This is a genomic window from Acetobacter aceti (assembly GCF_002005445.1).
GTDB classification, from domain to species: domain Bacteria; phylum Pseudomonadota; class Alphaproteobacteria; order Acetobacterales; family Acetobacteraceae; genus Acetobacter; species Acetobacter aceti_B.
Genome location: NZ_CP014692.1, coordinates 3,477,441 through 3,491,292 on the forward strand (window position 1 = coordinate 3,477,441; position 13,852 = coordinate 3,491,292).

The 13,852-nt window shown below is 60.9% G+C and carries 4 protein-coding genes; 2 read left to right on the forward strand and 2 right to left on the reverse strand.

Translation table 11 applies throughout. The annotated features are described in order from the left end of the window. Positions 1-19: 19 nt before the first annotated feature. A complete protein-coding gene (locus A0U92_RS16000; protein WP_077813985.1) occupies positions 20-1,174 on the reverse strand; it encodes an acyl-CoA dehydrogenase family protein in 1,155 nt (384 codons plus the stop codon). A 568-nt stretch (positions 1,175-1,742) separates the two neighbouring features. On the opposite strand from A0U92_RS16000, the gene A0U92_RS16005 reads away from it, so the two are divergent. Both A0U92_RS16005 and A0U92_RS16010 read left to right on the forward strand, forming a co-directional pair. After that, complete coding sequence (locus A0U92_RS16005) at positions 1,743-3,311, forward strand: aldehyde dehydrogenase family protein (protein WP_269466628.1); 1,569 nt, start codon at positions 1,743-1,745, stop codon at positions 3,309-3,311. 20 nt (positions 3,312-3,331) lie between these two features. Further along, on the forward strand, positions 3,332-5,473 hold the full coding sequence (locus A0U92_RS16010) for a PQQ-dependent dehydrogenase, methanol/ethanol family (RefSeq protein WP_077814520.1): 2,142 nt from the start codon (positions 3,332-3,334) through the stop codon (positions 5,471-5,473). A gap of 320 nt (positions 5,474-5,793) precedes the next feature. Here A0U92_RS16010 and A0U92_RS16015 read toward each other — a convergent pair whose 3' ends face one another. Beyond that, a complete protein-coding gene (locus A0U92_RS16015) occupies positions 5,794-13,665 on the reverse strand; it encodes a Hint domain-containing protein (protein ID WP_077813986.1) in 7,872 nt (2,623 codons plus the stop codon). Positions 13,666-13,852 lie beyond the last annotated feature (187 nt).

Below are 13,852 nucleotides of genomic sequence, written 5' to 3' on the forward strand. Positions count from 1 at the left end.
TCGTGACAGCGTCAGCTGATCAGGGATAACCAGGGCGGCCACCGCGGCCCAACATGACCTTGCCGGCAGCTTCGTAATTTCCGCGCGCCATGAAGGCGTGTTGCGCCACCACGGCACAATCCTGGAAACAGCGCCCAAGAATGTGGTCTGTCTGGACAGCGGCTATGCCACCCAGCGTGAAGCACATCCGTGCGACGTCGAAAGCGGCCTGCGCTCCGTTCGTTGCGGCAAGACGGACCAGGTTGGCTTCCGCATCGGAAATCGCCTGACCGGCACAGAGCTTGCTCCACACGTCCCTGGTTGTTTCATAAAAGAAGGAGCGTGCGGCAGAAAGCTGCGCTTCCGCCTCTCCAGTGATCTGCTGCACATGCGCCCGATCGGCCATGGTCGGTGCGCCCGTAATGGATCGACGACCTGCAGCCATCTGCTTGACTTCCTCAAGGGCGCGTCGTGCGCATCCAAGGCCCACGACAGTCAGCACCTGAGCGGCAAACCCGAGCGATGGATAAGAGTAGATCGGCATGTCGAGGTTGGGCTCGCCGCCACGAATGAAGGTCCATTCCGCCGGCACGAATACGTCCTCGACAACCACATCGTGACTGCCGGTGGCGGCAAGACCGATGGTGTTCCACGTCTCGTCGATGCGCACGGCGGAGGCGGGCATCACGGCTGTCCGGGGCAATCCGCCCTCTTCGCCTTCAACGGCAATACCGACACCGATAAGGGATGCGCCGGGGCAACCGCTGGCATAGGGCCACCGGCCGTTGACGATAAAACCGCCATCGACGGCTTTTGCCTTCTGGGGCGGAAAGATCGCACCGGCAAAAACCACATCCGGGCCTTTGGCATAGAGAGTTTCGAGCGTATCAATGGGAAGCGCTGCGAGATAGGTGGCCGAAACGCCGAAACTTGCGACCCAGCCAGCCGAGGCGTCAGCCTGCGCGATGGCTTCGATCAGTTCCAGAAACTCCATCGGCGTCGCTTCGAGACCACCGAAACGCTGCGCCACAAGAGCGCGATACACGCCGATCTTCTGGAATTTCTCGATGATGGTCTGGGGCACCCGTCTGAGGGCGCGATATTCGAGAGCGTCTTTCCGGATCGTGGCCAGCGTCTCTTCAAGAACGCCGCCAGCCTGAAACGCCTCTGCGACCCGCGGGGTGTCATTCAGCATGTATTCGCGCCTGATCTGTTGCGGAAGCAGAACGTCTGCTCCTCGGTTTCATCAGGGACGCCTCTGTCATCGGGGGGCATCCACCTCTTTTCGTCTATCGGCGATTCATATCCTTTTCAAGTAATTTTTCTATCTTTCTTCTTTCGAAACGATATCCATGAATTTCACCTGTTTCTTAAGGGAAATACTGAGTGAACCGGCAGAATGGCTGGTCATCGCCTCATAACCAGACAGGCTGGACGATTGTGGACCGAAATGGGAGCAGGCGCGTCCTTACCAGCGCCCGCCATCTCATCGGCAGCCGACTCTGGAATCGACCCGGCCACAATCCCTTCCGAGTCTACCCTTTCCTGATTCGAGGCCGAAGAAAGCCATTTTTCCGCATTTCCACGAAAGATTAAGGAGGACCATCTGCACAGATAAAGATAACTGCCAGACAGACGCCCTCCCCCGCCACGCCCGGCGGCTGCGCCACCATCAAGCCTCTCATGATTCGATTTCGCAATATTTAAACGATATTTCGCTTGAATAGGACACAATCAGACGATAGCGTCGTTCCGTATCCGATATGATGATCGTCTCCGGATGGAATGTGGCAGGGCAGTTCTCCGGCATACATCCCGATACGAAGAAAGGTAATGCCGTGACAGAGACGTCCGTACTGCCGGAAGTGCAGGAATTTGTCAGTCGCCAGCACCAGCTCTACATTGATGGTCAATGGATCGAGCCCGTTGGACAGGGTCGCCTCAACATCTTCAACCCGGCCACCGGCAAATGCATCGGTTCCGTACCTGATGCGTCACCTGAAGATGTTGATCGTGCGGTAACGTCCGCTCATCGCGCCTTCAAGTCCGGCGTATGGAGCGCTCTTTCTCCCTGCGCACGTGAGCGCGTTCTTCTTCGACTGGCTGATCTTGTCGAGCGGGATGCCGAGATCCTTGCCCAGCTGGAAACACTTGAGCAGGGAAAGTCTCTCGTCCTGTCAAGGATTCTCGAATCCGGAGGAGCCCAGAACTGGATCCGTTATGTCGCGGGTCTGTCCACGAAGATCACAGGACAGAGTCTCGATGTGTCGATCCCGTTGCCTCCGGGAGCCCGCTATACAAGTTTTACACGCAAGACTCCCGTGGGTGTGGTCGCCGGAATCGTGCCCTGGAACTTTCCACTCGTGATTGCCGTCTGGAAAGTGCTGCCGGCCCTGGCCGCAGGATGCTGCGTTGTCGCCAAGCCAGCCGAAACCACACCACTGACCCTGCTTTACCTCGCCCGCCTTGCAACCGAAGCCGGTGTGCCGGACGGCGTTTTCAATGTCATCACGGGTTCGGGCGGCGTTGCGGGGGATGCGCTCGTCCGCCATCCCGATATCGCGAAAGTCAGCTTCACCGGATCGACCCCGGTAGGAAAGCGCATCGCGGAAATCTGTGCGTCCCGGCTGGCGCGCGTGTCCCTGGAACTCGGCGGCAAAAATCCGGCTCTTGTTCTGGCCGATGCGGATGTCGAGCAGGTGGTCTCCGGCCTCGCCCTCGCAGGCTTCCTCAATCAGGGACAGGTCTGCGCGGCCTGTTCACGCGTTTATGTCGAAGCGCCCCTGTTCGACAAAGTGGCGGCTGGCCTTCAGGCCGTACTGTCCTCAATGCGGGTCGGCCCCGGATTTGACGAAACGGCGCAGATCAATCCGCTGGCCTCCGCCGCTCATCAGCGCAAGGTGAAAGGCTACCTGCAGACCGCCATCGACAACGGAGCCGAAATCCTCTGGGGACAGGAAGTTCCTGAAGGTGACGGCTATTATGTCAGACCGGCCATCGTGCTGAACCCCGATGACTCCCTGCCGCTGGTGCGTGAAGAGGTCTTCGGGCCGGTCATGACCCTGACACGCGTCGAAAATGTGGAAGAGGCTTTGAGCCGGGCCAATGACTGCCGTTTCGGTCTGGCCGCCAGCGTCTGGACCTCCAGTCTTTCACATGCGATGGAGTTGCCGCCCCGTCTCGAAGCAGGCACCGTATGGGTAAACTCGCACGTCATGATCGATCCGAACCTTCCCTTCGGAGGCATGAAGGAATCTGGAATTGGCAAGGATTTCGGCACGGAATGGCTCGACGCATTCACCGAAACCAAGGCGATCTGCATCCGGCACTGATGGGAATGGGAAACAAGACGATGCGGTTTGACCAGATCACACTGACCCGGCGGTTTTTTCTTGCGGCGAGCGCGGCTCTGTCCCTTCTGGCAGGCGGTGCTGCGAAGGCCGACAACGTGCCGGACAGTGACTGGCCGCAGCACGGCAGGACAGCCGCGGAACTGCGCTACAGCCCTCTGACGCAGATCAACACGTCCAATGTCAAACGACTTGGCCTTGCATGGTATCAGGATTTCGACACATTCCGTGGTCAGGAAGGCACTCCGCTTGTCATTGATGGCGTGATGTATCTCACCACCAACTGGAGCAAGGTGGAAGCTGTCAGGGCGGCGACAGGCGAGGTTCTGTGGCGTTATGACCCGCAGGTGCCGGGTGATGTGGCGGTGCGGGGATGCTGTGATACCGTCAATCGTGGAGCAGCCTACTGGAATGGGAAAGTCTTTGTCGGCACCTTCGACGGTCGGCTGATTGCGCTGGATGCGAAGACCGGAAAGCTCGTCTGGAGCGTCAACACCATTCCGCAGGATGCAAACCTGGGAAAGATCCGTTCCTACACGATTGATGGCGCACCGCGTATAGCGAAAGGCACGGTCATCATCGGCAATGGCGGGGCCGAGTTCGGCGTGCGTGGTTTCGTCTCGGGCTTTGATGCAGAAACAGGTTCTCTCAAATGGCGCTTCTACACGGTGCCGGCGCCGGGCAACCGCCCCGATGGCGCAGTATCCGATGAACCGCTGAGCAAACTCGCCTATCATACCTGGAGCCCCACCGGTGCATGGACCCATTCCGGCGGTGGCGGAACGGTATGGGATTCGATCGTCTATGATCCTGAAACCGATCTTGTGTTTCTCGGTGTCGGAAACGGATCTCCCTGGAACTATCAGGTGCGCTCGAACGGAATAGGCAACAATCTGTTCCTTGGCAGCATCGTAGCCATTCGACCTGAAACAGGCGAATATGTCTGGCATTTTCAGGAAACACCGAACGATCAGTGGGATTTTACGGCCTCCCAGCCGATGATGCTGCTCGACCTCGTCATCAACGGCAAAAAACGCCACCTCCTCGCTCAGGCGCCCAAGAATGGTTTCTTCTATCTTCTTGACGCCCGCACGGGAGAATTTGTTTCCGCCATTCCTTATACCAATGTGAACTGGGCCAGTGGAGTCGATCCGAAGACAGGTCGTCCGAAGATCGTGCCTGAAGCAATGTGGTCTCTCACTGGTCAGACATGGATGGGTATTCCGGGCTCTCTGGGTGGCCACAACTGGGCGCCCATGGCCTATAGCCCGAAGACCGGATATGTCTATATTCCTGCCCAGGAATTACCGGAACCATTCAAAGCTGAAAAGAATTTCAGGCTGCATTCCATGGGTGTCAATCTCGGCATCGACATGGCCGGACTGCCAGATGATCCCCATGTGGTGGAGGCGGTAGGCAGCAGCCTGAAGGGCTGGCTGGAAGCCTGGGACCCCGCGACCGGAAAGGTTGCCTTTACTGTTCCCCATGAGACGCCCTGGAATGGCGGCGTTCTGGCTACCGCAGGCGATCTCGTATTTCAGGGCCTCGCGACAGGTGCGTTCGAAGCGTATGACGCGCGGACCGGTTCAAAACTCTACCATTTCGATGCTCACAGCGGCATCGTGGCGCCCCCCATCTCATATGAGGTGAATGGTCATCAGTATGTGGCTGTGGAAGTCGGATGGGGAGGCGCTTTCCCCCTCATGGGCGGTGCGCTGGCAAGGCATCGGAACACGACCATCAACCACTCCCGCCTGCTTGTCTTCGCTCTTGATGGTCATGTCACTCTGCCCGTCGAGACGCATAACACACAGGTGCCATTCCGGACCACGCAGCCATTCGATGCGGAGCGGGTCAATAAAGGTTATGATCTGTATCAGCACTACTGCCTTGCCTGTCATGGCGACAATGCCGTGGCTGGAGGTGTTCTACCGGATCTCCGCTATTCCGGTGCGCTGGAAGACCCGACGGCTTTCTACAACATTGTCGGACGTGGCGCCCTGGGCAACTATGGCATGGTGAGTTTTTCTTCCAGTCTCAAGGAAAGCGAAATCGAGGATATCCGGAACTTTCTCATCAAACGCTCCCAGGGGTCTCATGCTGACAATTTACCGACCCTCGATCAGAAAAAAACATCCCGTTAGAGCATGATGAATTTACATTCGATCATATCCTGATTTTCTCAGGCAGTTGGCACGTTCCTGCGCCGTGTCGGACCGGAGGAGCGTGCCGATTGTCGTACACGCGGCGCTCCTGCTTCGGGGCAGCGGTCTTGCGGATCGCCCGGCAGCAGGGGCTGCACGCGGACCTTCTCGACAGAACGCCCCGTTCCCACAGGATCTTTGGTAAAGGTCAGGCCCAACTTTACACAGGCATCCCCGAAATTGTCGCAGGTCGCCAGAAACCCCTGTGGGGGAGGGATGATAGAGAGCGGCGCATTAACAGTATGCCCCGCTCCTGCCTTTCAACTGATCAATCGTGCTTTTTCCGAACCAGTTTCAGGGAAAAGCGCCAGCGCGTGGCTCAGGGCGCTCTCGACGACGGTGATGTCCTGAGCCGTCAGATTTGTGCAGACCGTCGATTCTGACAATTCCTGATAAACACTGACATCGTTATGGATCTCTACGATCTTTTCTGCCAGTTCGTCGGCTGTTCTGGCGACAAGGGCTGTCAGAGGCCCATCCAGATCGAGCCCTTCGGCTGCGATGGGGGTCATGATGCAAGGGACGCCGCGAGCGTGGCTTTCCAGCACCTTGCCCTTGATGCCAGCGCCAAAGCGCAGAGGAGCGGCGCTGAGACGGGCTGAAGCAAAAAGGACGTCGAGATCCGGGGCGTGCCCGATGATCTCAACCCCCTCCCCTGCCAGGGCCTTGATGCTTTCGGGCATGGCGGCACCAGCGATGCGGAAGTGGATCGAGGAATCGCGCTGACGCACGCGGGGAGCGATCTCTTCGATCAGCCAACGGGCGGCATCGACATTGGGGGCGTGGGTGTAATTTCCAAGAAAGACGACGCCGCTCCTGTCGCTGAACGACCGCGCAGCCGGGGTGGCTGTGATGTCCCATGGAACGACGTGCACATTGGCTCGCGGCATATCACGACGGAGCAGATCGGCCTCAACATTCGAGTGGACCAACACACTGTCGGCATTCGCAACGGCTGTGTATTCCGCCTGTTTCATCAGTCTGGCACGGGCCGCCAGTTCGGGACGCTGCTGCGCCACGGACTGACGCGCCATACGGAGGAAATGGAGATCGGCCATGCTGTAGACGACCCGGGCATTGCGCTGGAATCGCCGGGTCAGCGCCTGATAGCGGGTCGCCATCTCTTCGCGGTGGAGATAGACGATCGCGAAGGCGTCCTCATGTTTGCGGAGCGCGTCCTCGACCCCGGTGTAGAAAGGCGCGGAGAGGACGGTGACGCCCGGAGCGGCTTCGGGAGTGTCCTGCCGTCCGATATCATCCGCAGCGATGAAGAACACGTCGTAACCAAGTCCGATCAGGGCCCGCATGTGTGAAAGAAGCGCACAGGAGCCGGCGTCACGCCGGGCGTCCGGGCGCAGTCCGTCGATGACCAGAGCGCGAGGGCGTCGTGCGGTCTCGGTCACGGGCAGACCGCGACGGCGACGGGCGCGGCTGAGCGCCACGGCTGTATCGCCCCCAAGACGGTCGGCGCGCTGACGCGTCAGACGGTCAAGCTGGCCCATAAGGAAAGACAGGACATGGTCCTGATCCTCGGTCTCCGAGGCAGCCTCGATGACGCGACTGATGGCGGTTTCTGTCGCTGGATCCAGAGCCGTCATGGCCTCGATGACGACCGGGGCTCCGAGGAGAGCGCCGTCATGTTCGCGGCGAACCTCGATGACGTGACGGCTGAGAGGAGACAGACCCTCCGGCAGCAGCACGTCGAAGCCGCAGCGAAGCCCGCGCCCTGTTGTCGCGACGTCCGGACGATGGCCGTTGGCGACGGTGACAGCGATCAGCGTGCCGTTGTCGACGATTTGCAGGGCGACCGGCTGGTCGGGGGTCTGCGGGTCCCAGGCCCAGCCACCGATGCGGCCCCGTGTCGCGATGTCGACATAACCTTCGAGCGTGTCATGGCCCCCCGCCATGCCGGTGGCGGGCAGGATGCGCGTGATGGTGGCCGGAGCGACGGACGCTGTCTGGTCGAGCACCCACGGGCTGTTGCCGAGGCGGGCGTGGTCCGTCGTGCGACGGACTTCGATGACATGACGTTCGAAGGGTGAGAGACCACCGGGAATGGTGAAGGAGAAGCCGACTGCGCCACCTGCGTCCGGACGAAGCTGGCGGGCCGTCACCTCACCCAGCACCACGCCGCGATCGAGCACCTGCAGACGCACGGCGTCGTTTGCGCCGGATGTGCGCGCCCAGCCGCAGATTTCCGTGCGGGTGACAGTGTCGATGAACCCTTCGAGGGGCTGCTCCTCGCTGACTGGCAGGGTCAGACCGGCGATAACCGCAAGGCGGGTGCGGATGGCTTCGAGTTCCGGTCCCTGTTCGCAGCGCGGGGCACAGTAGAGGGCCGGGCCGTTTTTTGCGTCCGGATAAAGCGCGGCATAGGTCGCGGCATTATGGAACATGCCGCGTGAGTTGTCGTCGATGAAGGTTTCGGACTGGACGCCGTTCGCGATGACGACGTCGTGGCTGTCCAGTTCGATGTGGAAATAGGACACCTCGTCCATGCGCCCGGCCTGAACGATGGACGTGCCGTTGACGAGAGTGACGGCCGGGATGAGGAGGCCGTCCAGCAGCATGGCGTGCAGCGGCGAGACCGAGAGGTCCGTATGCGGCAGGTTCTGTCCAAGCGAGCCTTTCCGGAAGATCACGGGCAGCACGTCGCGATTGCCGTGCGCGAACTGGCCGGAATAGGCGCGGCGGCCGATCCAGCGGATGGCGCGGGGACCGTTCTCCGCCGTCAGCACGGTGTCGCCGATGGAGAGCTGTTCGACGGGGACTTCGCCACGCTCGGTCAGGATGAGCGTGCCGCGACCGTAACAGGGGGTGCCATCCTGCACGACCGTGAGCAGGGTGTCGCCCTGTCCGTCATCGGAAAGCGAGAACTGCGACACATCGTAAGTGCCGTCGAGGGCGATGGTAAACTGGCTGTCGGCACCGGTGATGGTCAGGTCAGAACCGCTGGTGAGCGACAGGCTGACATCGGAGCCGAAGACAAGATCGGAGAGATCGATCATGCCGCCGGAGAGCAGCGCCACGTTATCGGCGGAAGCGCCGCTCGCCAGAGAGAGAAGACCGCCGGAGGTGATGGTGGCGTCCTGCACATAGCCGCCGGAAGCGATGCTGACAGTCCCGGCGATGGTTTCATTGACCGCGCCGCCGCGCGAACCGATGGTCTGGGCGCCACCCTGATCGATGATGACGCCGGAGGTCGCGCCGCCGACAATCTGAGTTCCGCCGGACTGGATTTCGACATCCGCCGCATAGCCTGCGTCGCTCGACCCGCCACCGCCTGTTGCGGTGAGGCCGGCATTGGCGGCGTTGATGGTCACACTGACGGAGCCTGCGGCAATGGTCTGCTTGCTGCCCGAGCCGATGATGGTGCCGCTGGCGGTGCCATAGACGGCCTGATCGCCGCCTTCGAGGACGGTGCTGGTGGCTGATCCGTAGACCGACTGGTTACCGCCTTCGAGAATACGGGCGCTGACGACTTTTCCGCCGACGATGACATTCTGGAAAGCGCCATCGCCGATGGTGGCGGAAATGTCCGCGGCTCCGGAAGCGATGGTCTCGCTGCCCTCATCCGCGAGGGTGGTGAGGCTGGCGCCTGCACCGGTTTCGAGAGTGAGCGTGCCCGAAACAGTGGTGTCTGCCGCGATGCCACCGCTGGCGACATCCAGCGTATTGCCGGACCCTATGGTGGCCGAGAGCGTGCCGCCACCGGAGAGAATGAGGAGGGAGGAACTGCCGTCATCGAGCGTGAAACCGCTGACGGGGGCGGCGACAGCGGCGATGGGCCTGCCCGCGCCGTTGAAAAGGACTTCACCCGAGGAGATGACAACGCCACCGGAATCGACGGTGTCGGTCACGGCTGCTCCCGCCATGACGATGAGTGTGCCACCCTCCTCCACGGTCTCGCCGGTGGCCGAACCGCCGGCGCTGACGAGCTCGATGGCTCCGGAAGAAATGGTGTCCGCGCTGGCGACGCCACCCGACAGGATAGTGACAGCACCGCCGGACTTTTCATGCGCGCTGGTCAGTGTGCCTGCGTCCATGATCTGGCCACCGGCTAGAACAGCGGTCTCAATGGCAGCGCCACCCTGCGAGATGACCTGCTGGCCTGTCAGACTGACGACAGTGCGGCTGGCGACACCTTCGACAGTCTGTTCACCCGCGAGGACGAGAGTGAGGTTTGTGACACCGCCTGCCTGAACGTCTTCCAGCCCGGTCACAGCATCGGATACGGCGACAGCGCCGGAAGCGACTGTCAGCACACCATCTGCGGTGACGATGGTGCCTTTAGCCTGTCCCCCGGACTGGAGCGTGGCGGATGTGTGGGCGCTATCGAGCAGAATACCCGAGGCCACGCCCGATACGGCGGAGACGATGGTGGTTCCCGACCAGATCACCATGCCGGAGGTGACGACGGCGCCACCATTCTCGATGGTGTCGGTGGCGCTGCCACCATCGAGCACCACGAGGGTAGCGCCGGAGTTGACGGTCTCGCCGGAAACCACAGCGCCGGAGGAGACAATTTCAATGGCTCCGGAACTGAGGGTATCGCCAATGGCGGTCGCGCCGGTCTGCACGTTGAGGACACCACCATCCTCGACCGTAGCGCCCGTGATGACGCCCAGAACTTCGGCCTGACCGCCGCTTTCGATCTCGGTACCACTGGCGACGCCGTAGACGGTCTGATCGCCACCGGCGGAAACGGTTGTCTCGATTGCAGCGCCACCCGCGGAGACGATCTGATAACCGTCGTTCATGACCTGTGTGGCGGAAGCGCCTCCTCCGCTCTGGATCACTTCAATGGCGCCGTAACCGCTGACGATGGTTCCGGCGGCGACGCCACCGGACAGGATCTCGACATCACCCGCGTCCTGCGTGGCCGCTGCGATGGCTCCTGATGAGACGGTGAGAATGACGCCTTGCCCGATCGTGGAATTTTCAATCGCGCCACCGGGAAGAACCTGAGCGTTTTCTCCGTAACCCTCGATATCGAGACCTGATGCGAGAGTGGAGATACCGGAAATGACGCGACCTGCAGAGAGAACGAGCACGCCAGCGCTGATGATCTGGCCTCCGCTGGCAAGGGTGATATCTGCGACCGAGGCACCGCTCTGGAGGATGAGAGTGCCGCCATTCTCAACCGTTTCATTCGAAACGGTAGCACCGGAATCGACGATTTCGAAAGCGCCGGAGGTGATGGTGTCATTGCTGCCACTGCCACCGGAAAGAAACTCGGTGATACCACCGGAAGACGTCGTAAGGCCGGTCGCAGTCCCGGAAACCTTTTCCGTGCCACCGGAAAGCACGGTGCTGCCGGAACCGGTGGCACCACTCTCGATGATCTCTGTCCCGCCACTGCCGATCTGCGTGCCGATGGCTGCGCCAGACACATCCAGCGTAGCGTAAGCGCCTTTGACAATGGTGCCTCTGGCTGTTGCGCCAGAGGCCACCCTGACGATGCTGCCGTCCTGCGTATTGACCGCGGTGCCACCGGACAGCACGTCGAGCGTGCCGCCGGAAGTGAGAATGGCGGCATCGAGTTCACCACCAGCCATGACGACAGCGCTTTCCGTAACACTGTCGAGGATGATGCCGGAAACCAGTCCCGCAGTCGCAGAGGTGACTGCACCGCTGGACGTGATGAACACACCAGCCGATACGATGCTGCCGCCCTCATCCACAGTGCCGCTGACGGTAGCGCCGGGGAGCACCAGCAGCGTTCCGCCAGTGGACAGAACTTCGCCGATGGCGGAAGCGCCAGCGGAGATGACTTCGATGCCGCCGCTTTCGATCACGTCATATTCGGCCGTTGCGCCGGAGGAGACGATGTTCAGGCCACCGCTTTTCACGGTGCCGCTGATGGTTGTTCCCCTGATCTGCTGGACACCGCCGGACCCGACCGTGATGGCGGATGTTGTAGCGCCCGCCGCGACGTTGAGAGTGCCGCCATCTGTGAGCGTAGCGCTCTCGATCAGGGCGCCTCCACTCATGTTGGCGTAGGCCGAGCCGGAGAAAGCGCCACCGTTCAGGACGCCGCCGGAAGAGACGATGACGTAGCCGCCGCTATCGAGTTCGTAGTTCGAGCCGACGCCGGAAATACGCCCCGAGCCGCCGTGGATTGCGACGTCGATGGCGGTCGCACCGGCGCTGACTCCGAGATAACCATTATCTTCAAGCACGATGTGGGAGAGCACGCCACCGAAGTGCTCCCAGATGTTGCCTCCATCCTCGACTGTCAGATCTTCACCGGTACCGCCTGCCCAGATACGAAGGACACCGGAACTGCCTATGGTGACGCCAATGGCGTCGCCACCGGAGGAAATATGACTGGAACCTGTCATTTCCGAACCGCCGGAAAGCTGCCCGCCAGCCAGGACCGTGACGCTTCCGCCCTGGATGTTCGTGGCCTTGCCGCCGGACAGGATCGTGGCGCTGGCGTTGTCATCAAGGTTGATGTTCTGCGCGGCACCGCCGTCATAGACCGTCAGTTCGCCGCCGCTGCCGACAGCGAGGCGAGAAAGAACATTTTCGGCGGCGTCAACGATGCCGCCATTGGATGTGACGACCACGGTCGCCGAGATGACCCGCGCGCCGGAAGCAAGAGCCATGTCCGAGACTGAAGCGCCGGACATGACGACAAGAGTCGCGCCGGATTCAAGAGTCTCGTTGCTGGCCGAACCACCGGACCAGATGATTTCGATGGCGCCCGAGGCGAGCGTGTCGCTCTCGGCAACACCACCGGCACTGATATTGAGCGAGGCGCCGGACTGGAGGGTAAGACCGCTGACCTGCCCGGTTACGATTTCAATACCGCCAGTCTGCACCGTTGCATTGACGGACCGTCCGCCCGTACTGACAGTCTCGATAGCACCAGACTGCACGGTGGTGCCGGAGGCTGTGCCACTGACATCCAGTTCGGCACCGGAGGCAAGAACGGCGTTGGTAATATCCGCCCCGCTTTCGACAATGACATTGCCTGCATTCTGGACACCGGAAAGGCTCATCCCGGAGAAGACGTCGAGCGTTGTACCGCTGGCGACAGTCAGGCTGCTCAGGTCGCTATCAAGCGCGATGGCGCTGACGAACTGCCCGGCGGACTGGAGAATGGCCCCTGCGCTGATGATGATGCCACCTGCATTGGTGATATCCGCGGCCTGAGCACCCACCGCGATAACCAGCTCGCCTCCGGAAGAGACGGTTTCCCCAGAAACACCCGCACCGGCGCTGACAATTTCCAGACCGCCGTCAGTGATGACGTCACCGCTTCCTGTTGCCCCGCTGGTGAGGATATCGAGCCCGCCGGAAGCAATGATGGCGCTGACTGTTGTGCCGGCGACCTGCTGCTGGCCGCCTGCGCTGACAGTGACGTTACTGGTGGCGGCGCCAGCGGAAACATAAAGGACTGCGCTATCGAGGACGGTGGCCTCATTGATGGTGGCGCCATTGCTCATCATGGCGTAAGCGCCGGTATCGAACCTGGCGTTGCTGAGCACGCCGCCGGAGGAAATCCAGAGATAGGCGCTGTTGGTGAGCGTGTAGTTCTCGCCGGTGCCGGAGATGCGTCCCGAGCCACCGTTGATCGTGACGTCCGAGGCAGCGCCGCCGGCGCTGATGCCGACATAGCCGCCGCTTTCGATCACATCGACACCACTGACATAACCGCCGGAAGAAACCCAGAGATAGGCACCACTTTTCACTGTTGTGTCGAGAGCTTCACCGCCGGATGAGACACGGACAATGCCCGAAACACCCTGGATTGTGGTGTCTGAGGCGATCGCGCCCTTGTAGACATAGATGGTCGTGCCGGAGGTTGTGGAGGCGGAAACGGAAAGACCGCCGGAGCTGATGATGAGGGCTCCAAGACTCTCGCTGCTGACGCCGCCGTTATAGACGTAGAGCATGCCACCGTCGGTGAGCTGGGCATCCTCGATGACGCCGCCTGAGAGAACGCTTCCGACTGCTCCTGACGCAATAACGATATTTTCTGCGTTCCCGTTGGCGGAGATGACAAGCTTCCCTCCTGCCGCGACCGTACCGGCGAGGACGGAGCCACCGGACTGGAGCGTCAACGTGTCTCCAGACTGGATGGAGACGGAGCTTTCTGTCGAAGAAAGTGTGGAGGAAGTCATGAACAGTCTACTCCGCGCACCCGGCAGTCATGGTGTTCGACAGGACTGACCGCACGGGGAAAGGTGACTGTCCGTGTGTTACGAAAACAGCTTCTATCCAGCACGAAAAATCCGGCTTTCAATCCATCGCCAAACATTGGTTTTGATTTTCTGTGATTTTGAGGAATATTTCCGGAACCAGACACAC